Genomic DNA, 23,213 nt, shown 5'->3' with positions numbered 1-23,213 from the left:
GGATCGTAAATGTCGAAAATTGTCTGGAATCCTGCGGCAATTCATGCGCCGCTTCCGCCGGCACTCGTTTCGTGCGGAACAATGGAACGATCCAATATCATTACGATTGCATGGACGGGAATCATCAACACGATTCCGCCTATGACATACATTTCTGTACGTCCCGAACGGTATTCCTATCCGATTTTGTGTGAAACGGGAGAATTTGTGATCAATCTGACGACCACAAAGCTGGTGCGTGCAGCAGACTTCTGCGGCGCGCGTTCCGGTGCAAAAGTCGACAAATTTGCGCACTTTTCGCTTACAAAGGAGCCGTGTCAAGGAGTATCCTGTCCGGGTATCGGGCAAAGTCCCGTGCAGATTGCCTGCAAAATAAAACAGCGGATTCCGCTTGGTTCGCACGAGATGTTTTTAGCGGAAGTCGTATCCGTGCAGGTGGAGGAATCGCTGATGGACGAAGCAGGAAAGCTTCATCTTGAACGTGCAATGCTTGCCGCGTATGCACACGGCGATTATTATACACTCGGCAAGCGGATCGGTTCGTTTGGATTTGCTGTGAAGAAAAAGAAAAAAGGAGGACGCACGGATGGCAACGAAAGAACGCGTGCTGTCGTTTCTCGAAGCGCACAAAGGAAATGATATCTCCGGTGCTATGATTGCGGAATCGCTCGGTGTGTCGCGTGCGTCTGTCTGGAAAGCAGTAGAAACGCTGCGGAGCGAGGGATATCCGATTGATGCGGCATCGAAAAAAGGATATCGACTTGCAAACCGGTCGGACATTCTTTCAAAAGAGAGCATCGTTCCGTTTTTGAAGCCAAACAGCCGGATCAAAGAGATTCATGTATATAAGGAAGTGGATTCGACCAACACTGTGGCAAAACAGCTTGCAAATGCAGGCGCGCCCGATGGCGTTTTGGTGGCGGCAGAACATCAGACAGCAGGCCGCGGACGAATGGGGAGGCAGTTTTATTCCCCGAAAGAAAACGGCGTTTATTTTTCGGTGATGCGGAGACTTCCGTTCCCGGCAGAGGTCACAACGCTTGTGACCTCTGCGGCGGCTGTTGCGGTTTGCCGGGCGATCCAGTCACTTTACGGCATTGAAGCACAGATCAAATGGGTCAATGATGTGTATATTGCGGGCAAAAAGGTCTGCGGCATCTTGACGGAAGCGTCGATGAACTTTGAGCATCAGACACTCGATTATGTTGTGGTCGGCATTGGCGTCAATGTGACCGCACAGGAATATCCGCCGGAGCTTGCATCGATTATTACGTCGCTCGATCAGCATACGAGCGAGCCGATTGACCGAAGCCAGCTGATTGCGGCGATTGTCAATGAATTAGAGGATTTTTGCGAAAATCTCTCCGCGCGCACATTCTTGCCGGAATATCGTGCGCGCTCGTTTTTGATCGGACAGCCGATCCGCGTCATCTCGCCGATGCAGACATACGAAGCAAAGGCAATCGAGATCGATGACGACGGACATCTGGTCGTGCAAACGGCAGACGGAACGACAAAAACCGTCAATTCTGGGGAAGTATCTGTGCGGCCGGTGAAATGATTTTTAGTGATTTTTCCTAAAAATCAGAGTATAATTTCAGCAGTTTGCAGACTGTACACCGGGAATTGATTTCGCTATAATGTGGCTGTTCCTTATATAAAAAAGAGAAACAGTTTTTATTATACTTATTTAAAAGAGAGGGGGAAATGATGATGCAAATAATTCCGCTTTCGCCTTGGAAGGCTGTTGGCACGTTGCCGTATCAGGCGGATTTTTCAAAACATATGCAGGAGGGTGTACTCCTGCCGAATTTAACACCGTGGTTTGACGCAGAGGTTCCGGGCAGTATTTACCGGGATTTGATGCGCGCCGGACTGATTGAAGACCCGTATTTTGACAAAAACAGCTTGTCTTGCGAATGGGTTGCCGGCCGCTGGTGGATTTACCGCACGACATTTCGTGTCACCAAAGAACAGACCACACGCCCGCTCGTACTTCATTTCGGGGGAATCGACTATTCCGCACAGATTTATGTAAACGGTGTTGCACTTGGCCATCACGAGGGTATGTATATCCCGTTTGAAGCGGAAATTTCAAAGATCGTCAAACCGGACGAGGAAAACATCTTAGTTTGTGTGCTCGAGCATGCGCCGCTTGCCGATGCACAGCCCGGTTATACGTCAAAAACCCGCTATTTGAAAGCGCGGTTTAACTACAAATGGGATTTTGCCGCACGGCTCATTGACCTTGGATTGTATGAACCGGTGACGCTCACGTCCTATGACAATGCGCGGATTCTCTCGCACTTTGCCCGTCCTGTTTTGACAAATGAGGGATGGAAGCTTTTGTGTGAAGCAGAGGTCGAAGCGTTTTGCGACCATACGGCTTCGCTTTCGGTATCACTTTCGGTGAAGACGAAAAACGGTGAAGTGCCAATGCAGGAGCAGGTGTCTGCGCTGCTTACAAAAGGCATCCATACAATGTCGCTTACGCTCTCGCTCGGCGAAAATGAACCGCTTTTGTGGTGGCCGAACGGATACGGCGAGCAGGTGCTTCACGATATGACGATGACCATATCGAGCGAATCGGGTGTGGAAGATGCCGTTTCGCACAGTGTGGGCTTCCGTACACTTTCCTATGAACATGCAGACGGCAGAGAAGACGCACTGCGTTATCTGGTGGTTGTAAACGGCAAACGTATCTATTTAAAAGGAACAAACATGGTGCCGCTTGACTGCATGCACTGTGTGGACGAAGAAAAAATCCGCGAACGGCTTCTTGCCGCAAAAGAGGCAAACATCAACTATCTGCGCATCTGGGGCGGCGGCCATTTGGAAAGTGAAACGTATTACCGCATCTGCGACGAATACGGTTTGATGATTTTGCAGGAATTTACGATGTCGAGCTCCGGCTGTGACGATGTGCCGTCGCGTAATCCGGAATTTCTCGCGCTTTTACATGAAGCGGCAGTGTATACCGCAAAACAGCGGCGCAATCATGTTTGCCTGACGTTCTTTGACGGCGGCAACGAGCTGACCGACTGGCATTACATGGACACCGAGGATCACGAGGGCCATCCTGCGACATTCGAGGACCCGACGCTTGCGATGTTAAAAGGCGTGCTCGAAACGCTCTGTCCTGATGTGCAGATGCTGCCGTCGTCGGCATCCGGCCCGAATGCACTGTTAAAAGTCGGTGATACCGGCAACAACCATGACGTACACGGCCCGTGGGGATATATGGGTCCGTACGATCACTACCGTTACTATGACAATTCCGACAGCATTGTCCATGGTGAATTCGGATGCGGCGGCATCAGTTCGCTTGCGCAGATCAAACGGATTTTCAAACCGGAAGATCAGCATCTGTGCACCGCATTTAAAAATGCAGCATGGTCGCATCACAGCGGCGGCTGGGATAATTATGCGTTCCGTGAGCGGGTGATGTTCGGCGAGCTTTATGATATCCCGTTTGAAGAATATATCAAAGTCAATCAGTTTGTGCAGGCGGAAAGTCTGCGCTATTCGCTCGAATCAAACCGCCGCCGCCAGTGGAAAAATGTCGGCGAAATGACGTGGCAGTTCAACGAGCCGTGGCCGAACGTGCAGTGCTCGAACGTACTCGAATATTACGGCGGCAAAAAGCTTGCGTATTACTTCCTGCGGGAAGCATACGACCGTGTGCTCGTGAGCCTTTCGTATGAAAAACTGTTCTTTACGGCGGGTGAATCGTTTACCGCAGGTGTGCATATCATCAACGACGGCGCAGACGCACCGTATACGATTACCTGTACGGTAAAAACCGAAGACGACCGTGTGCTCTGCACAGAACGTTTCTGCGGCGAGGCAAAAGAGGACGTTTCCACCTGCTGCGGACAGATCAACGTGCAGCTGCCGGACGATTTGACCGGCGGATTTTCCGTGATTGTTGAAAGCCAGTGCGGCGATTATACCGGTAAGAAGGAATATCTGCTGCTGATTGCAGATAAGAAACTGCCGGTTACAATGAGTGAAACGGAGCTGCTTTCGATGTCGATGCACAAGTTCCATCCGCGTCATTTAGATGAAGAAAACCGCGCGGACTGGCAGGTTGTTTCCCGCTATGTCGATCGGATGAGAGCGCTTTATCACGCAGAATAAAATTTTATTAAAAAACACTTGACACAAAAGAAACCCCATGCTATAATCTTTAGGAAAACAAAGCAGAACCGCCATGTTCTCACCTGTGGATAATGGATTGCACGGGTCAATACGGAAAAAAGCGGAATGATTCCGTGTTTCTTTGTGTTGAAAAAGCGCAGGCGAGTTCGTCTGCGCTTGTTTATTTTCTTTCATTTTTTGGAGGTGCTTGGTCATTAGCAAAACGAATGAATTGCTCATGAATGAAGAGATTCGTGACAAGGAGATCCGCGTCGTCGGCAGCGACGGCAGCCAGCTTGGCATCATGTCTCCGCGTGAGGCAATGAAGATCGCTGCAGAACAAAATCTGGATCTTGTGAAAATCGCGCCGCAGGCGACTCCGCCGGTGTGCCGCATCATGGACTACGGTAAATACCGTTATGAGCAGGCAAAACGCGAAAAAGAAGCAAGAAAGAACCAGAAAACCGTTGACGTCAAAGAAGTACGCATGTCTTTAAACATTGATGTGCACGATTTTGACACAAAAGCGAATCAGGCAAAGAAATTTTTAAAGAGCGGCGACAAAGTGAAAGTTTCTGTGCGCTTCCGCGGCAGAGAGCTTGCACACCCGGAAATGGGCAAAACATTGCTCGAGCGATTCATTGAAGCTTGTGCTGAGGTCGGATCGGTCGACAAACCGCCGAAAATGGAAGGACGCAGCCTGGCTGTGTTCATTGCGCCAAAAGCTGCAAAGTAATTAAAATCAAGGAGGCTTTTTACCATGCCTAAAGTAAAAACACATACCGGTGCGAAAAAACGCTTTAAACTGACCAAAAACGGCAAAGTAAAACGCGCGCACGCTAACAAATCCCACATCCTCAACAAAAAAACAACCAAACGCAAAAGAGCGCTTCGTATGGGTGCGTATGCAGATAAAACAAACGTTGCAGCTATCAAAAAGCTGATCCCGTACAAATAATCAACACATAGGAAGAATAAACGGAGGTACTGAATTATGGCTCGTATTAAAGGAGCAATGGCTACTCGTAAGAGAAGAAATAAAACGCTCAAACTTGCAAAAGGTTACTGGGGCGGCAAAAGCAAGCTGTTTAAAACTGCAAAAGAGGCAGTGATGAAATCCGGTCAGTATGCGTACATCGGCCGCAGACTGAAAAAACGCGACTTCAGAAGACTGTGGATCACCCGCATCTCTGCTGCTTGCAAAGCAAACGGCATGAACTACTCCACCTTCATGAACGGCCTCAAAAAAGCTGGCGTGACTTTAAACCGCAAAATGCTCTCTGAGATCGCTATTCATGACGCTGCTGCTTTCACCGCTCTGTGCGAGCAGGCAAAAGCACACCTGTAATTTTTTGAAAAAATCGCCCGGTCAAAACGACTCGGGCGTTTTTCGTATGTGGAAAAAGAAAGGCGGAACAAACGTTGTTTGAACAAATCTCATCAAAAGACAACCGGCAGATTAAACGCTATGTGAAACTCTGCACATCAAAATCTGCGCGGACGGACGCAGGCGAATTTGCCATTGAGGGAACGAAGCTTGTGTATGAAGCGGTGCGCAGCGGGATTTTACTTGATACGCTGTTTATCACCGCGCCGTGCCTTGAACGGCTTGCGTATCGGGAGGAGATCATAGGCGCGAGCGCACAGGTGTTTTTGATTGAGGGGAGTTTGGAATCAAAGCTTTCGCAGGTGCAGACACCGCAGGGCGTCTATGCGATTGCAAAGAAGCTTGACAACGATTCGTCCTGCGCTACAATAGAACACAAAGGAAAGAGTATCCTGCTCGTCGATTTGCAGGATGCAGGCAACGTGGGCACGATTATCCGGACAGCCGAGGCTGTCGGCATTGACCGCGTGCTTGTGACGAGCAGAACGTGCGATGTCTATAATCCGAAAGTCATTCGCAGTACGATGGGGTCGCTGTTTCGCATGATGGTGCAGACGGTGCCGGATGCTATGACGGCGATTGAAGCGTTTCAGTCGAACGGTGCGGCTGTGTATGCGTCGGTTGTGGATGCGGACGCACAGAAAATCGGTACGTTTTCCTTTGCGCAGGACAGCCTTCTGCTCATTGGCAATGAAGGCAATGGGTTGCCGCAATCGATCTCACAGGCGGCAGATCATCGGATTACAATTCCGATGAAAGGAAATACGGAGTCGTTAAATGCTTCGATGGCTGCGTGTATTCTGATGTGGGAGATGAATCGCTGAAAGGGGATGTTTCACATGGAGGACAAGCGTTATGATGTCTGGCTTTCGCAGTGCTTTCCGTATGGGAGTCCGCTTCCCGGAAGACTGCTTGCGCAGTATGGTTCGGCGAAAGCTATTTATGAGGCGGAAGAACAAGACCTTGCTTCGTGTGGCATTTTGACAAAAAAGGAAGCAGCCATCGTTAAACGCACGTTGATCGAACGTGCGGATCGGATTTTAAACGATTGCGCACATCATAAAATCCGTGTGCTGACGCAAAATGATCCCGATTATCCGGAGCGGCTTCGTAATCTGTTTGCACCGCCCACCGTGCTTTATGTGCTCGGTGCTTTTTCGGGAATTGACGAAGAACCGGTTGTCACGGTGATTGGCACGCGGAGTGCGAGTGAATATTCGCTTGCAGTGGCAAGACAGCTTTCGGCCGATCTTGCGAAGGCGGGATGCACGATTGTGAGCGGATGCGCAGTCGGCATTGATGCACAGGCGCATCGTGCCGCTATCGAAGCAGGCGGAAAAACGATCGCTGTGCTTGCATGCGGACTGAATGTGAACTATCCGGCAGAAAACGGGAAACTTAAGCGTGCGATTTTAAACAGCGGCGGTGCACTCGTTTCCGAGTATCCGCCCGGTGTGAACGTAACAAGGCAAACGTTTCCTGTCCGTAATCGGCTGATGGCAGCGCTGGCGGTCGGGGTGCTGATTGTGCAGGCGCCGGTTCGCAGCGGAACGCTTTTGACGGCGGAACACGCGCTTGAGCAGGGAAAAGAGCTTTACTGTGTACCGCCGTGTGATCTGTTTGATCCAAACTATAACGGTGTGATCCGCTACTTAAGAGACGGCGCTGTTCCCGTGTTTGCTGCGGAGGATATTGCACTCCCGCTGTATGCAGCCTTTTCGGAGAAACTTGATTTGTCCGAATTAAAAGGTGATTACGGATATGCGGGAATCGTTTCGATGAAAGGCCTTTCAAAGCACAGTCCCGGCTCCAAATGGAACAAACGGGATGAAAATGAAACGGTTTCTCAAGAGAAAACCCGTTCAAAATCCGAAAAAAAGCAAGAAACAGTAGAAACAATGTTTGATGAAATCCACAAAATGGTGTATAATCATTTAGATACGCACCCGAAAACGATTGATGAGCTGGCGGTTCTCTGCCAGCTGGATGTGGGAACACTGTATTCAGTGCTCACGGATCTTGAATTGTCGGGAGCGATTTCCTCTCCGGTCGGCGGACGATATGTCGGCGGCGAAGAGGTAAAATAAGTGTAAAAAATGGTGTGGAGGCAGTATGGCAAAGAAACTGGTCATTGTGGAATCGCCGGCAAAGGCGAAAACAATTAAAAAATATCTGGGCCGAAATTACGAAGTCGTTGCATCCATGGGACATGTACGCGATCTTCCAAAATCGCGTCTTGGTGTGGACACCGAAAATGATTTTGCGCCAAAATATATTAACATTCGAAAACAATCTGAAACCATCAAAAAGCTGAAAGCGGCGGCAAAGGATAAAGACAAAATTTATCTTGCAACCGACCCAGATCGCGAAGGCGAAGCGATTTCCTGGCACTTGGCACAGCTTTTGGGTGTTGATTTAAACGAGAAAAACCGTGTGACGTTTAATGAGATCACAAAAAGCGGCGTCAAAAGCGGTATGGCTTCACCGCGCAAAGTGAACGAAGCGCTTGTCAATTCCCAGCAGGCGCGCCGGATTCTTGACCGATTAGTCGGCTATAAACTGAGTCCGTTTCTCTGGAAAAAAGTTAAAAGCGGTTTGTCGGCGGGACGTGTGCAGTCAGTGACGGTACGCATGATTGTTGACCGTGAGGAAGAAATCCGCAATTTTGTGCCGCAGGAATACTGGTCGATTGAAGCGATGCTGAAAGCACCGTCGTCTGATAAGCCGTTTGTCGCAAAATTTTACGGCAAGGACGGCAAAAAGATTGATCTGCATACCAAAGAGGAAACAGACGCCATTTTGGCTTCCGTTGCGCATGCGGATTATCAGGTTATGTCTGTGACAAACCGGGTGCGTCAGAAATCGCCGGCGCCGCCGTTTACGACTTCTACCATGCAGCAGGAGGCATCACGCAAACTCGGTTTCCAGGCACGCCGCACAATGAAAGCGGCGCAGGAGCTCTATGAGGGCGTCGATGTGGAAGGTTTGGGCGCAATCGGTCTGATTACCTATATGAGAACCGACTCGCTCCGGATTTCCGACGAAGCAAAAGCGGCAGCAGCCGATTATATCGAGCAGACATACGGAAAAGCATATATTCCGCAGACACCGCGCGTCTACAAATCGAAAAACAACGCGCAGGATGCACATGAGGCAATCCGTCCGTCCTTGCCGGAACTTTCGCCGGACAAGGTCAAAGCGAGCCTCACATCCGATCAGTATAAACTGTATAAACTCATCTGGGAGCGGTTTATCGCAAGCCAGATGGCGAGCGCACTGCTCGATACCGTGGCGGCACAGATCGACGCGGCGGGCTATATGTTCAAAGCATCCGGTTTTACGGTGAAATTCGATGGTTTTACCGTGCTGTACACTGAGAGCCGCGATGAAGAAAAAGAAGAGGGCGGTGTATTGCCGCCGCTTGCCGAGAAAGATTATCTCGACCCGCAGGATGTCAAAGGCAGTCAGCATTTTACACAGCCGCCTCCCCGCTACACAGAGGCATCGCTTATTAAGGAACTTGAGGAAAACGGCATCGGCCGTCCGAGTACCTATGCGGCGACGATTACGACGATTCTCGGCAGAAACTATGTCGAGCGCGAGGGCAAGCAGTTAAAACCGACGGAGCTCGGCGAAGTGACGACGAAGCTCATGAAAGAGCATTTCGAACAAATCGTTGACGCTGATTTTACGGCGAACATGGAGAAAGATCTCGACGAGATCGAGGACGGCGATAAGTCCTGGACAGCTGTTCTGCACAGCTTCTATGACGGCTTTGAAGAAACGCTCGCAAAAGCGGAGGCAGAAACCGAGGGTAAATCATACCGCATTCCCGATGAAGAAACCGATGTCGTCTGCGAGCTCTGCGGACGCAAGATGGTCATAAAAAGCGGACGGTTTGGCAAATTCCTCGCTTGCCCGGGCTATCCGGAATGCAAAAACACAAAACGCATTGTCAGTGAAATGCCGGGTGAATGTCCGCTCTGCGGTTCTAAAATTCTCGAGAAGAAATCGAAAAAGGGCAAAAAATTCTATGGATGCGAAAAGAATCCGGAATGCTCATTCTTGTCCTGGGACCCGCCGATTGCAGAGCACTGTCCGCAGTGCGGCAAAACACTGCTCAAAAAGAGCGGCCGCAACGGCAAAATCTATTGTTCAAACGAATCGTGCAGCTATGAAAGAGGATTGAAAGACGAATGAATGTTACAGTGATCGGCGCAGGCCTTGCAGGCTGTGAAGCGGCCTATTGGCTTGCACAGCACGGTGTTTCGGTTTCGCTTTATGAGATGAAGCCTAAAAAATATTCGCCTGCGCACCATTACAGCGGATTTGCCGAGCTTGTCTGCTCGAATTCCTTGAAAGCCGCACGGGTGGAAAGCGCCGCAGGCCTTTTAAAGGAAGAAATGCGGCGCATGGGATCGCTGACGCTCGAAAGCGCTGCGCAATGCAGTGTTGCGGCAGGCGGTGCACTGGCGGTCGACCGCACACTGTTTTCCGACTATATCACAGAGAAAATCAAAACACATCCGAATATCACGGTCATTTCTAAAGAAGTCACCGAAATTCCGGACGGAAACTGCATTATTGCAAGCGGTCCGCTCACGTCGGACGCACTGGCAGATGCCATTGGCGAGCTTGTGCACAAACGGCGGCTTAGTTTCTACGATGCGGCGGCACCGATCGTCACAGCGGAAAGCATTGACCGGTCTGTTGCGTTTGCGGCATCCCGGTATGACCGCGGCGACGACGATTATTTAAACTGTCCGATGAACAAAGAGGAATATGAGCGGTTTTATGAAGCGCTCATTTCGGCAGAATCGGCGCCCCTGCACAGCTTTGACCGCGCTGACGGACTGAAAGTGTATGAGGGCTGCATGCCGGTGGAAGTGATGGCAAAACGCGGTGCCGATACGATTCGGTTCGGTCCGTTAAAGCCGGTGGGACTGCGTGATCCGCGGACAGGACACCGTCCGTGGGCAGTCGTGCAGCTTCGCAAGGAGAATGCAGACGGCACGCTTTATAATTTGGTCGGATTCCAGACAAATCTGAAATTCGGCGAGCAAAAGCGCGTGTTTTCGATGATTCCGGGCCTTGAACATGCGGAGTTTGCGCGCTATGGCGTAATGCATCGCAATACGTTTTTGGATTCACCGCGTTTGCTTCATGCGTCGTTCTCTTTCAAAGAACGGCCGGGACTTTATTTTGCAGGGCAGATGACCGGTGTTGAGGGCTATATGGAGTCGGCGATGAGCGGCATTATTGCGGCAAAAAATATGTTCCGCTATTTGCAGGGAAAACCGGCGCTTGCACTTCCGGCAGATACGATGTGCGGTGCGCTGAGCCGGTATATTTCGGACGAAACCGTCACCGACTTTCAGCCGATGGGGGCGAATATGGGCATTTTGCCGCCGCTTAATGCACCGGTGCGCGATAAAAAAGAACGGTACCGGCAGCTGGCGGAGCGTGCGCTCGCGTCGCTTGACCGGGTATTAAGACAAGAGGGGGAAGAATAATGAGAATCATTATCGACGGATTCGGCGGCGATCATGCGCCGAAAGCCGTTTTGGAAGGAAGCCGCATGGCGGTGGACGAATATGGCGTTTCCATCATCATGACTGGCGATAAAGAGCAGATTTTATCCTGCGCAAAAGAAAACAATATTTCGCTTGACGGCATCGAGATCGTTCATGCGCCGAGTGTGATTCCGGTGGATGCACATCCGCAGGATATCATGACCGAATATAAAGATTCTTCGATGGCAAAAGCGTTTGAACTCTTAAACGAGGGCAAAGGCGACGCCGTTGTCTGTGCGGGAAGTACCGGCGCAATGGTTGTCGGCGCATCGCTCATGCTGCGCCGAATCAAAGGCGTGCGCCGTGCGACGCTCGCACCGATTATTCCGTCAGAAACCGGATGCTATATGCTTATGGACGCAGGCGCAAACGTTGAATGCCGTCCGGAAATGCTCGTGCAGTTCGGCGTGATGGGTTCTGTGTATATGGAGAAGATCATGAAAATCGCATCTCCGCGCGTGGCAGTCGTCAATATCGGTGCGGAGGAAACAAAAGGCCGTGCGCTCGAGCTTGGTGTGCATGCCATGATGAAGGACAGCGACCTGTTTCACTTCACCGGTAATATTGAACCGCGTTATATTCCGCGCGGTGACGCAGATGTGGTCATCACCGACGGTTTTACCGGAAACGTGATTTTAAAACTCACCGAAGGCCTTGGCAAAATGATCGGCAACGCACTCAAAGATATTTTCAAAAGTTCGTTTATGGGAACACTCGCCGGCCTTTTGGTACTCAAAAAAGTCAAGGGCTTCAAGAAAAAGATGGACTATACCGAATACGGCGGCGCACCGCTTTTGGGTATTTCAAAGCCGGTCATCAAAGCACACGGCAGTTCAAACGGTGTGGCATTTAAAAATGCAATCCGTCAGGCGCGCGATTTCGTGAAGATGGATGTCATCGGCGAGATCACGTCCTCGATGGAACAGTTAAGACAGCAAAACAAGGAAAGACAAAACGATGGAACAGTTTAAAAAAATTGAAGAGGCAATCGGATATTCGTTTGAAAATCCGATTCTCTTAAATGAGGCGCTGACCCATTCCTCTTATTCACACGAGGGTCGGCGCAATTTAAAAGACAACGAGCGGCTTGAATTTTTGGGCGATTCCGTGCTTTCGCTGATCGTTGCGGAGTATCTGTTTTCGCACTATCGCCATCAGCCGGAGGGAGATTTGACAAAGCTTCGCGCATCGCTTGTGTGCGAAAAGAGTTTGTTTCAGTTTGCAAACGAAATCGGACTCGGCGATTTTATCCTGCTCGGAAAAGGCGAGGAGAACACCGGCGGACGCACACGGCCGTCTGTGGTATCCGATGCATTTGAGGCCGTTTTGGCGGCGATTTATCTGGACGGCGGCTATGAGCCGGCAAAGCGGTTTGTGCTCCGTTTTATGCCAAAACATATGGACATTCACCGCATCAGCATGACAAGCGACTATAAAACGGCGCTCCAGGAGATCATTCAGAAAAACCGCGAGGAAAAAATCGAATATGTGCTTGTCGGCGAGTCGGGTCCTGATCACAACAAGGCATTCACAGTCGAAGTACACCTAAACTCGAACGTGATCGGCACTGGTACAGGCCGCAGCAAAAAGCAGGCCGAGCAGCTTGCGGCAAAAGAGGCGCTTTCGCTCATGGGCTATGAAACATAAGACGTTTCCGTTCTTTATTCCGCATTACGGCTGTCCGCATCAGTGCAGTTTCTGCGAACAGCATGCCATTTCCGGACAGGAAGCGGCAGTCACACCGCAGGAAGTCGCAGATACACTGGCGCGGGCGAAAGAGCAGTGCTTGCTCACTTCTGATATGGAAGTGGCGTTTTTCGGCGGCAGCTTTACAGCGATCGGCGAGGAGCGGGTGCGTGCGTATCTGACGGCAGCATTTCCGTTTGTTGAACACGGAGATTGCGCGGGTATTCGGGTGTCTACCCGTCCCGATGCAGTCGAGCCGCCGATGCTTTCACTGCTCAAAGAATATGGCGTGAAAACAATCGAACTCGGCGCGCAGTCGATGCGGGACGAGGTGCTTTTAAAAAACGGACGCGGTCACACAGCGGAAGAGGTACGACAGGCATCAAAACGCATCAGGGAAGCGGGATTTTCGCTCGGACTTCAGATGATGGTCGGACTTTACGGCGACACTTGTCCGGAAGATGCAATGTATACTGCAAGGGAACTGTGCGCGCTTTCGCCGGACTTTGTGCGGATTTATCCGACGGTGATCGTCAAAGGAACAATGCTTGCATCGCTGTATGAAGCGGGCGCGTATGTGCCGATGACGCTTTGGACAGGTGTAGAAGTGTGTGCAGATTTGCTTGAGCTTTTTGATGCGCACGGTATTCCGGTCATTCGTCTTGGGCTTCAGGATTCCGCGTCGTTGATTAAGACGCAAATAGGCGGACTTTATCACCCGGCGTTTCGTGAACTGTGCGAATCGGTTCTGTACCGGCGGCGGATAGAAGAAGCGTTGTGCGGACAGCCGGACGGACACTATACAGTGTTTGTGCATCCGTCATGTGTGTCAAAAGCAGTGGGACATGCACAGTGCAATAAAAAAGAATTTGAAACGAGAGGATTTTTCCTCAAAATAAAGCCGGATGAACAGATTCCGGTGTATCGTGTACTTGTGGAAAGGAGTGAGAATTTTGCGGTTAAAAAGTCTGGAAATTCAGGGGTTTAAGTCGTTTCCCGACAAGACAAAAGTGACGTTCGGAAACGGTCTTACCGCCGTTGTCGGTCCGAATGGCAGCGGTAAAAGCAACATCAGCGACGCGGTGCGCTGGGTGCTCGGCGAACAGTCGACCAAAACACTGCGAGGCGACAAGATGGAGGACGTCATTTTCACCGGTACGAAAACGCGCAGAGCGCAGGGATTTGCCGAGGTGTCTTTGACGATTGACAATAAAGACCGCACACTCCATATTGAGGAAGATGAAGTGACAATCACCCGCCGGTATGACCGGTCGGGCGAGAGTGAATATATGATCAATCGCAAACCGGTCAGACTGCGTGATTTGCAGGAGAGTTTTCTTGATACCGGTTTGGGAAAAGACGGCTATTCGCTGGTTGGACAGGGCAAAATCGCAGAGATTGTGCAGGCAAAGAGCACACAGCGGCGCGAGATCTTTGAAGAGGCGGCCGGAATTGCGAAATTCCGTTACCGCAAAACGGAGGCACAGCGCAATCTTGTGCGTGCTGAGGAGAATTTGGCGCGGCTGCGTGACATTCTGACAGAGCTTGAAAGCCGTTTGGCACCGCTTCGTTCCCAGTCGGAGAAGGCAAAAGCGTTTTTGACGCTTGCCGCTGAGAAAAAGGAACTCGAAGTTTCCATCTGGACCGATACGATCGAATCGTCAAATCGGGCGCTTAAGGATCAAAGTGACAAGCTTTTGGTGAGCAGTCAGCGCCTTGCCGAAACGGATGATCTTCTAAAGCAAAATGAAGCACAGTCTGCATCGGCGTTTGAAGAGATGCAGCGCTGTATGGTGGAAGCGGATACGCTCCGGCAGCAAAAAACGAAGATGCAGGCGGAGGTTTCTGCGGCAGAATCGGAATGTGCGGTGCTCGAGAATGATATCCGTCACAACGATGAACAGAGAAAACGTACCGAACTTGATATTTTGCAGACAGAGCAGACCGTTTTGGATGCTGCGCATCGTGTGGAAGAAAAACAAACCGAAGCGCAGAAAATGAAAGAAAAAGCTGAATCGCTGTTAAAAGAACAGACAGACAGCGAGGAAAAGCGCGCGGCAATTTTTGCACAGCGTGCAGAGCTTGCCAAGAGGGAGCAGGCTGAACGGGAAAAACTGCATAAAATGACCATCGACAAATCATCGGCACAGCTTGCAAAACAGGCGGCAAGCGAGTCGCTTGCACAGCTAAGCGCCGATGCAGAACGTCGTGCACAGATGATTGCACATCAGAAAGAACAGCTTGCTTCTTATGAACAGTCGATTCTTCAGGCAGATGCGCTGATTGCATCGGTCACAGAGCAGATGGAGCGAGAGAAAAATACCCGTGCCGGTCTTTCACTGAAAAAAGAGCGGCGGGAGCAAAAACGAGATGCACTCAGCGAGGAAATCCGTGCGATCGACAAACAGCTTACAGAGGCGTCCCAGAAAGAAAAACTGCTCACAGCAATGGAACAGAGCCTCGACGGTTATGCATTCAGTGTCAAAGAGGTATTAAAACGCGGACAGCGCGGTGTGCTTTCGGGCATTCACGGCACAGTGTCCAACTGCATTACGGTAAAGGATCAATATGCAACAGCAATTGAAACGGCGCTGTCCGGTTCGCTGCAGCATATTATTACCGAAAACGAAGAAAATGCAAAAGCAGCGATTCGTCTTTTGAAGGAAGAAAAACTCGGCCGTGCAACATTTTTGCCGCTGTCCGCTGTCAAAGGCAATCGATTAGACTGCCGCGGGCTCGAGCGGTTTGACGGCTTTGTGGGTCTTGCATGCAATCTTGTGTCGTTTGCACCGGTGTATCAGGGTGTGATGGATTCTCTGCTCGGCCGTGTCGTTGTGGCGGAGGATTTGGACGATGCGGTTTCGATCGCAAAGGCAAACCAGTATAAATTCCGCATCGTTACACTCGATGGTCAGGTGGTCAACGCCGGCGGTTCGATGACGGGTGGTTCTAAAAATAAAAGCACGGGTCTTTTGAGCCGGAAAAACGAGATTTTAGAACTCCGCACCGTTGCACGGACACTTTCCGAGAAAAAGCAGTCGCTTTCAGAATCGTTTGCATCGATTGAACAGGAAGTGAGAAAGCTTTCGGCGGAAATTTCGGCTTCCGAGGCGCAGAGCCGTACGATGCAGGAGGACAATATCCGTGCACAGAGCGAAAAAACGCATCTTTCTTCGCTGATTGCGCAGGCGCGCGAACAGATTTCGCATGAGCGTGACGACGAGCAGGTTCGTGCCGAACGGGCGAAAGCGTTTGAAGAGACGATCGCGATGCTCACAAACCGCGAGGAAGCGGCAGACGCACAGATTGCAGAAATTGAGCAGGTGCTCGCTTTGCTTCACGAAGAAATCGTGAAAACAGAAGGCGCGGAACAGCAAACAGAGCAGGATACCGGAAGGATTCGCGACGCATACAGCGAAGCGATGAAGGAATATGCACTTCTCTGTCAGGAAATTGAGATGATCAAGCGCACCGCCGAAATGGGAGCCGATCAGAAAGAGCGGCTTTACGCGCTGTGTGAACAGCTTCGTGCAGACAACGAAGAAATCCGCGTAAAAATCGAAGAGAAACAAGCGCTTTGTCAAACGCTTCAAACGCGGTTTGCCGAAGTAGACAAGGAAATCGCGGTGCTTTCAGTCAAACGGCAGGAGGCCGAGGGGAAAACGACAGCACTGCGTGAGGAAGAACGAAAGCTTCAGCAGATCCGCGAGCAGTATATGAGCGAATCGGTACGGCTCGAGGAGCGGAAAGCGCAGATTCAAAAGACGTTTGACGAGCTTGTCGAAAAGCTCTGGAGCGAATATGAACTCACCCGTGCGGAAGCTATAAAACTTGCAAAACCGGTTGAGGATCTGACAAAAGCAAATATGATGCTTTCGACCGTGCGGAATAAAATCCGTGCACTCGGCAGTGTCAATGTGGACGCCATCGAGGAATACCGTGAGGTCAACGAACGATATACATTCTTAACGCATCAGATTTCGGATGCGGAGCAGTCAAAGCGGGAGCTGTTAAAGCTTATCGATGAACTCACCCAGCAGATGAAAACGGTGTTTTCTGAGAATTTCGCGCAGATCAACCGTCACTTTAAGCAGATTTTTGTCGATCTGTTCGGCGGCGGCCGCGCAGAGCTCACGATGACCGATCCGTCCGACGTGCTGGAAACAGGCATCGAAATTCATGTCGAACCGCCCGGAAAGGTGATCAAAAATTTAACGCTTCTCTCCGGCGGCGAGCAGGCGTTTGTGGCGATTGCGATTTATTTTGCGATTCTGCGGGTACATCCGGCGCCGTTTTGTATTCTCGACGAGATCGAGGCGGCGCTTGATGACGTGAACGTCGATAAATATGCGGCATATTTGAAAACGCTTTCCGAACAGACACAGTTTATCATGATTACGCACCGCCGCGGTACGATGGAGGCGGCGGATGTGCTGTATGGTGTTACGATGCAGGAGGACGGCGTGTCGAAGCTTTTGACACTGACGCTTTCCGAACCGAGTACAAACAATCTGCTTTCGGCGGAATAAAGGAGGACGCGAGATGGGCTTTTTTGATAAAATTAAAAACGGACTCAAAAAGACGAAGGATTCGATGATTCGCCGGGTGGAAACGGTGATTCATTCGTTTACAAAAATTGACGAGGACTTCTTTGAAGAACTCGAGGAGACGCTGATTCTGTGTGATATCGGCGTGCAGACATCGGTGAAAATCTGCGATGAACTGCGCAGCCGTATCAAAAAGACGGGTGCAACCGATCCGGCTGTGATCAAAGATATGCTCAAAGAGATCATTTCCGAGATGATGTCCGGTTCGGATGAAATGCATATCAGCACAAAACCGTCAGTCATTCTGATGATCGGCGTCAACGGTGTCGGCAAAACAACCACAATCGGCAAGCTGGCGGCAAATTATAAAGCACAGGGCAAAAAGGTCATCCTCGGTGCGGCAGATACATTCCGTGCAGCGGCTGCCGATCAGCTCGGCATTTGGGCGGAGCGCGCAGGCGTTGATATGATTCGTCACGCAGAGGGTGCTGATCCTGCCGCGGTTGTATATGATACGATCAAAGCCGGACAGGCACGCGGCGCAGACCTCATTATCTGTGATACAGCGGGACGGCTTCACAACAAGAAAAACCTGATGGACGAGCTTGCGAAAATTTCGCGTGTCATCGACCGCGAGGCAGGCGACTGCGATCGCGAAATTCTGCTTGTCATTGATGCGACGACCGGTCAAAACGGTGTCAATCAGGCACGCGAATTCAAAGAAACCGCAGGCATCACCGGTATCGTGCTGACAAAACTCGACGGTACGGCGAAAGGCGGCATCGTGATCGCCATCAAAGATGAACTGGGACTCCCGGTCAAATTCGTCGGCGTGGGCGAAAAGATCGACGATTTACAGCCGTTTGTCGCACAGGATTTTGTGAACGCACTGTTTGACTGAGCAGGAGGTGCAGGCAGATGAAACTGATCGTTGCAACAAACAACGCCCATAAGGTCAAGGAGTTTACACGCATTTTAGAGCCGCACGGCTATACCGTGCTGTCGCTTCGCGATGCAGGCATCGTGTGCGAGGCGGAGGAAAACGCCGATACCTTTGGAGGAAACGCATATATCAAGGCAAAAGCCGTGTTTGATTTGAGCGGACTGCCGACTGTGGCGGATGATTCGGGCCTTTCGGTTGATGCACTGGGCGGTGCACCGGGTGTGTTTTCTGCACGCTACGGCGGACCGGGTCTTGACGATATCGGCCGTTATGAAAAGGTGCTTACAGAGCTTAAAGATGTGCCGGATGAACAGCGCACCGCGCGGTTTGAATGTGCGATTTCGCTCGTTCTTTCAGACGATGAAGTCTATTCGTTCCACGGTACATGCGAGGGCAAAATCGGAACCGGCCCGCGCGGCGAGAACGGATTTGGATATGATCCGATCTTCATGGTCGGAGAAAAAAGCATGGCAGAATGCACTCCGGAAGAAAAAGACGCCATCAGCCACCGCGGTATGGCGCTTAAAAAAATGGATGCATTCTTAAAGCAGAGAAAAGGAGAAACCGAATGATTACGACAAAACAGCGCGCAGCGCTTCGCAAATATGCCAATTCGCTCGAAGTGATTTTGATTATCGGCAAAAACGGCATCACGCCGACCGTATTAAAACAGTTAAACGACGCATTCCCGTCGCGTGAGCTTGTCAAGGGCAAAGTGCTTGAAAACAGCCTGCTCACGGCAAGAGAAGCTGCACAGGAACTTGCTGAGGCAGCGGAGTGCGACATCGTGCAGGTGATCGGTTCGAAATTTGTGTTGTACAAGCGAAACAACAAAGAACCGATTTATGACTTGGACGCATGAGCGAGAAAATCGGCATTTACGGCGGGACATTCAATCCCGTGCATGACGGGCATGTGAGTTTGTGCCGCCAGTGTATCGACGCGCTTTCGCTCGACCGGATGATCGTGATTCCCGCAAATGTGCCGCCGCATAAGCAGGCAAAGGAATTAGCTTCCGGAAAAGACCGCATGGCGATGCTTTCACTTGCATTCAAAAGCGAAAAAGCCGTTGAAGTGAGTGATATCGAACAGAAACGGCAGGGCAAAAGCTATACAGTCGATACCCTGCGGGAAATTCACACTGCATTTCCGGATGCACAGCTTTTTCTGCTTGTCGGTTCGGATATGCTTTCGTCGTTTGACAAGTGGTACTGCTTCGAGGAAATCCTCACATTGGCAACACTTGTCGCCGGCGCACGGGAAAAAGATGAATATACCGCACTTTGCAGTGACCGCGAACCGCTTTTGCGCTATGCACAACGGATTCTGATTCTGCCGGTCGAGGAAATTCCCGTTTCGTCCACCGAGGTGCGCAAGAACATCAAAGAAACCGGTACGTCGCCGCATGTTCCGCCGGCGGTGCTCTCGTATATCAAGGAACATCATCTCTATGAATAAAGGAGGCGGCGAAGACGGATCTTTTAAAGTTTGAACAGGCGGCACAAAAAGCACTTTCAAAAAAGCGATATGAACATACGCTCGCAGTCGCACGGCTGTCCGGCGAACTGGCCGAAGTATACGGCGCGGATGTGACCGCGGCAAAGGCGGCAGGTCTTTTACACGATATTGCCAAGGAAATTCCTGCCGATGTGCAGTTTACAATCCTCAAAGAATCTGGTATAATCAATGATACTTCTTTGCTGGCTAATCCGAATGTCTATCACGGCATCACAGCGTTTTTAACGGTGCCTAAATGGTTTTCGGTGACAGATGAGGACGTGCTCAACGCAATCCGGTATCATACAACCGGCCGCCGCGGCATGAGCCTGCTCGAAAAAATCGTATATGTTGCCGATGTCGTGTCCTATGACAGAACCTACAAAGAAGCGGAAGAACTGCGTGAACGCGCATTTTCCGATCTAAATGGCGTATTGCTTTATGCGCAGCGCTTCACGATCAAAAAACTGGTAAAACAATCGCTTCCGATTGCGTTCGATTCAATTGACTGCTATAATGAATTGTGCGAACAGCTTTCGGCGGCAAACAAATAAAACGGAGGAACATCAATGGATTCTTTAGCACTGACCAAACGGATTATCGAAATCCTCGACAATAAAAAAGCCGATCAGATTGAAGCAATCCGGGTGCATGACGTCACCATCCTCGGCGACTATTTTGTCATCGCATCGGCGGACAACACCACACACGTCCGTGCGCTTGCCGACGAGGTGGAGTATCAGTTAAAACAAGAAGGCCGTCTGCCCAAAAGTGTGGAAGGGTATCAGACAGCAAACTGGATTATTCTCGATTACATCGATGTCATTGTTCATATCTTCCACGAACCGTCCCGCAGCTATTATAATTTGGAAAAACTGTGGTCGGACGGCACACGGCTTGACGTGAAAGAGATTCTGGGAATCGAAGAATAACAAACAGCAGTAAGGAGTATGGGGTCAAATGAAATATGATTTTAAAGCCATTGAGTCAAAATGGCAGAAAATCTGGGAAGAAAAACAGACATTCCGCGCAGAAAACGACTATTCAAAGCCGAAATATTATGCGCTGGTGGAATTTCCGTATCCGTCGGGACAGGGCCTGCACGTCGGACATCCGCGTCCGTACACAGCACTTGACATCGTGTCAAGAAAACGCCGTTTAGAGGGCTATAACGTGCTGTATCCGATGGGATGGGACGCATTCGGCTTGCCGACCGAGAACTATGCGATGAAAAATCACATCCATCCGGAGATCGTCACAGCCAAAAACGTGGCGCATTTTAAAGAGCAGATTCAGTCGCTCGGTCTGTCATTTGACTGGAGCCGCGAAATCAATACCACCGACCCGGCATATTACAAATGGACCCAGTGGATCTTTTTGCAGCTGTTTAAGCACGGTCTGGCATACAAAAGCGAAATGAACGTCAACTGGTGTACATCCTGTAAAGTCGTTTTGGCAAACGAAGAAGTCGTCAACGGCGTCTGCGAGCGCTGCGGCGGCGAAGTCGTACACAAGGTTAAAAGCCAGTGGATGTTAAAAATCACCGAATATGCACAGCGCTTGATCGACGATCTTGATGACGTTGATTACATCGAACGCGTCAAAGTTTCGCAGAAAAACTGGATCGGCCGTTCGACCGGTGCAGAAGTCAACTTTAAAACGACTGCCGGCGATACACTGACTGTTTATACCACCCGTCCGGATACGCTGTTCGGTGCGACTTATATGGTTATTTCGCCGGAGCACCCGATGATCCGCGAAAAAGCAGATCTTATCAAAAATATGGACGAAATCTCTGCATATCAGGAAGCGGCAGCGAAAAAATCCGATTTTGAACGCAGTGAGATCGCAAAAGATAAAACAGGCGTTGAGATTCAGGGCATCCGTGCGATCAACCCGGTCAACGAAAAAGAAATTCCGATCTTCATTTCGGACTATGTCCTGATGAGCTACGGCACCGGTGCCATCATGGCAGTTCCGGCGCACGATACCCGTGACTATGACTTTGCAAAGGCATTCAACCTGCCGATCATCGAAGTTGTTGCAGGCGGCGATATCGAAAAAGAGGCGTTCACCGACTGTGCAACCGGCGTGATGGTCAACTCCGGTATGCTTAATGGCTTGAGCGTCGAGGAAGCAAAGAAAAAAATCATTGCTTGGCTCGAGGAAAACGGCATCGGTCATCCGAAAGTGAACTTTAAACTCCGTGACTGGGTCTTCTCCCGTCAGCGTTACTGGGGTGAGCCGATTCCGATCGTACACTGTGAAAAATGCGGATTCGTTCCGGTTCCGGAAGAAGAACTGCCGCTGATGCTGCCGGAGCTCGAGTCGTTTGAGCCGACCGACGACGGTCAGTCACCGCTTTCGAAGCTCGACAGCTTTGTGAACACCACCTGTCCGTGCTGCGGCGGCCCGGCAAAACGCGAAACCGATACGATGCCGCAGTGGGCTGGTTCGTCGTGGTACTTCCTGCGCTACTGTGATCCGAACAACGTGTCGGCACTGGCTGCAAAAGAAGCGCTCGATTACTGGCTGCCGGTTGACTGGTACAACGGCGGTATGGAGCATACCACACTGCACTTGCTCTACTCCCGGTTCTGGCATAAATTCCTGTATGATATCGGTGTCGTCAGCTGCAAAGAACCGTATGCAAAACGTACAAGCCACGGCATGATTCTCGGCGAAAACGGCGAGAAAATGAGTAAATCCCGCGGCAATGTCGTCAATCCGGATGACGTTGTCAACGAATACGGCGCAGATACCATGCGTCTTTACGAAATGTTCATCGGTGACTTTGAAAAAGCTGCACCGTGGAAAGACACCAGTCTGCGCGGATGCAAACGCTTCCTTGATCGTGTCTGGAACTTGCAGGATATCGTCTGCGAGGGTGATGCCTATTCGCCGAAAATCGAATCTTCGATTCACAAGACGATCAAAAAAGTCAGCGAGGATATCGAAAATCTCAAATTCAACACAGCAATCGCCGCAATGATGGCGCTGTTAAATGATATTCAGGATGCAGGAAGCCTCACAAAAGCGGATTACCGCACCTTGCTCATCCTCTTGAATCCGTTTGCACCGCACATCACTGAAGAGCTGTATGAGCTTCAGGGCTTTGACGGCATGCTCAACGAGCAGGCATGGCCTTCCTATGACGAGGCAAAATGCAAAGCGGCAACCGTGGAGATCGTGCTGCAGGTCAACGGCAAGATCAAAGCGAAAGTCGAAGTGGATGCAAACGCTTCCAAAGAGGAGATGGCTGCACTCGCAAAAGAAAACGAGAAAATGCAGCAGGCGATGGAGGGCAAACAGATCGTCAAAGAGATCGTTGTTCCGGGAAAACTCGTCAATTTTGTCGTTCGATAAAATTCATCTTCGTACTTTTTGGAAAAAGCTTGACAATCGTAGTGCGAATTTGATATAATAAATTCGTTGCAATA

Annotated in this window: 21 protein-coding genes; all 21 read left to right on the top strand. The window is 50.5% G+C overall.

The features are described 5' to 3' along the window. Positions 1-9: 9 nt before the first annotated feature. The gene (locus tag H6A12_RS05490; RefSeq protein ID WP_204445647.1) at positions 10-639 is read left to right on the top strand and encodes a flavin reductase family protein; all 630 of its coding nucleotides are present in this window, start codon (positions 10-12) and stop codon (positions 637-639) included. Continuing rightward, positions 587-1,561 carry a biotin--[acetyl-CoA-carboxylase] ligase gene (locus tag H6A12_RS05485; RefSeq protein ID WP_204445645.1) on the top strand — a complete coding sequence of 325 codons (975 nt, stop codon included), beginning with the start codon at positions 587-589 and terminating at the stop codon, positions 1,559-1,561. The genes H6A12_RS05490 and H6A12_RS05485 overlap by 53 nt, the downstream gene beginning before the upstream one ends. Before the next feature lie 146 nt (positions 1,562-1,707). Then, the gene (locus H6A12_RS05480; protein WP_204445642.1) at positions 1,708-4,140 is read left to right on the top strand and encodes a glycoside hydrolase family 2 protein; all 2,433 of its coding nucleotides are present in this window, start codon (positions 1,708-1,710) and stop codon (positions 4,138-4,140) included. 238 nt (positions 4,141-4,378) lie between these two features. Continuing rightward, complete coding sequence (infC, locus tag H6A12_RS05475) at positions 4,379-4,876, top strand: translation initiation factor IF-3 (RefSeq protein WP_243415304.1); 498 nt, start codon at positions 4,379-4,381, stop codon at positions 4,874-4,876. A 24-nt stretch (positions 4,877-4,900) separates the two neighbouring features. Next, the gene (rpmI, locus tag H6A12_RS05470) at positions 4,901-5,098 is read left to right on the top strand and encodes a 50S ribosomal protein L35 (protein ID WP_204445638.1); all 198 of its coding nucleotides are present in this window, start codon (positions 4,901-4,903) and stop codon (positions 5,096-5,098) included. Between the two features lie 36 nt (positions 5,099-5,134). Next, complete coding sequence (gene rplT / locus H6A12_RS05465; protein ID WP_204445636.1) at positions 5,135-5,488, top strand: 50S ribosomal protein L20; 354 nt, start codon at positions 5,135-5,137, stop codon at positions 5,486-5,488. A 74-nt stretch (positions 5,489-5,562) separates the two neighbouring features. Beyond that, positions 5,563-6,351 carry a TrmH family RNA methyltransferase gene (locus H6A12_RS05460; RefSeq protein WP_204445634.1) on the top strand — a complete coding sequence of 263 codons (789 nt, stop codon included), beginning with the start codon at positions 5,563-5,565 and terminating at the stop codon, positions 6,349-6,351. A 15-nt stretch (positions 6,352-6,366) separates the two neighbouring features. After that, positions 6,367-7,614: a DNA-processing protein DprA gene (gene dprA / locus H6A12_RS05455; protein WP_204445632.1), complete on the top strand. Its 1,248-nt coding sequence runs from the start codon at positions 6,367-6,369 to the stop codon at positions 7,612-7,614. A 25-nt stretch (positions 7,615-7,639) separates the two neighbouring features. Further along, positions 7,640-9,727 carry a type I DNA topoisomerase gene (topA, locus tag H6A12_RS05450; RefSeq protein WP_204445630.1) on the top strand — a complete coding sequence of 696 codons (2,088 nt, stop codon included), beginning with the start codon at positions 7,640-7,642 and terminating at the stop codon, positions 9,725-9,727. Further along, positions 9,724-11,040 (top strand): methylenetetrahydrofolate--tRNA-(uracil(54)-C(5))-methyltransferase (FADH(2)-oxidizing) TrmFO, encoded by a 1,317-nt coding sequence (trmFO, locus tag H6A12_RS05445; protein ID WP_204445628.1) that lies wholly within the window; start codon positions 9,724-9,726, stop codon positions 11,038-11,040. Before topA ends, trmFO begins: the two co-directional genes overlap by 4 nt. After that, positions 11,040-12,071 (top strand): phosphate acyltransferase PlsX, encoded by a 1,032-nt coding sequence (plsX, locus tag H6A12_RS05440; protein WP_204445626.1) that lies wholly within the window; start codon positions 11,040-11,042, stop codon positions 12,069-12,071. The genes trmFO and plsX overlap by 1 nt, the downstream gene beginning before the upstream one ends. Then, positions 12,058-12,747, top strand: a complete 690-nt coding sequence (gene rnc, locus H6A12_RS05435; protein WP_204445623.1) for a ribonuclease III — start codon at positions 12,058-12,060, stop codon at positions 12,745-12,747. Before plsX ends, rnc begins: the two co-directional genes overlap by 14 nt. Beyond that, entirely contained in the window at positions 12,737-13,774 is a 1,038-nt protein-coding gene (locus tag H6A12_RS05430; protein ID WP_204445621.1) for an elongator complex protein 3, read from the top strand. The genes rnc and H6A12_RS05430 overlap by 11 nt, the downstream gene beginning before the upstream one ends. Further along, positions 13,740-17,315, top strand: a complete 3,576-nt coding sequence (smc, locus tag H6A12_RS05425; RefSeq protein ID WP_204445619.1) for a chromosome segregation protein SMC — start codon at positions 13,740-13,742, stop codon at positions 17,313-17,315. Before H6A12_RS05430 ends, smc begins: the two co-directional genes overlap by 35 nt. Before the next feature lie 13 nt (positions 17,316-17,328). Continuing rightward, complete coding sequence (gene ftsY, locus H6A12_RS05420) at positions 17,329-18,234, top strand: signal recognition particle-docking protein FtsY (protein ID WP_204445617.1); 906 nt, start codon at positions 17,329-17,331, stop codon at positions 18,232-18,234. Positions 18,235-18,251: 17 nt separating this feature from the next. Continuing rightward, positions 18,252-18,848 (top strand): RdgB/HAM1 family non-canonical purine NTP pyrophosphatase, encoded by a 597-nt coding sequence (gene rdgB / locus H6A12_RS05415; RefSeq protein WP_204445614.1) that lies wholly within the window; start codon positions 18,252-18,254, stop codon positions 18,846-18,848. Next, positions 18,845-19,138, top strand: coding sequence for a YhbY family RNA-binding protein (locus tag H6A12_RS05410; protein WP_204445613.1), 294 nt, complete (start codon positions 18,845-18,847; stop codon positions 19,136-19,138). Before rdgB ends, H6A12_RS05410 begins: the two co-directional genes overlap by 4 nt. After that, positions 19,135-19,734, top strand: coding sequence for a nicotinate (nicotinamide) nucleotide adenylyltransferase (nadD, locus tag H6A12_RS05405; protein WP_204445612.1), 600 nt, complete (start codon positions 19,135-19,137; stop codon positions 19,732-19,734). Before H6A12_RS05410 ends, nadD begins: the two co-directional genes overlap by 4 nt. Beyond that, positions 19,731-20,327, top strand: a complete 597-nt coding sequence (gene yqeK / locus H6A12_RS05400; RefSeq protein WP_204445689.1) for a bis(5'-nucleosyl)-tetraphosphatase (symmetrical) YqeK — start codon at positions 19,731-19,733, stop codon at positions 20,325-20,327. Before nadD ends, yqeK begins: the two co-directional genes overlap by 4 nt. A 15-nt stretch (positions 20,328-20,342) precedes the next feature. Continuing rightward, positions 20,343-20,705, top strand: a complete 363-nt coding sequence (gene rsfS, locus H6A12_RS05395; RefSeq protein ID WP_204445611.1) for a ribosome silencing factor — start codon at positions 20,343-20,345, stop codon at positions 20,703-20,705. Positions 20,706-20,733: 28 nt separating this feature from the next. After that, positions 20,734-23,139: a leucine--tRNA ligase gene (gene leuS / locus H6A12_RS05390; RefSeq protein WP_204445610.1), complete on the top strand. Its 2,406-nt coding sequence runs from the start codon at positions 20,734-20,736 to the stop codon at positions 23,137-23,139. The last annotated feature ends 74 nt before the right edge of the window (positions 23,140-23,213 follow it).

This window comes from Merdimmobilis hominis, assembly GCF_016901855.1.
In the GTDB taxonomy this organism is placed as follows: Bacteria; Bacillota; Clostridia; order Oscillospirales; family Ruminococcaceae; genus Paludihabitans.
This window is presented reverse-complemented; position numbering and strand designations above follow the sequence as displayed.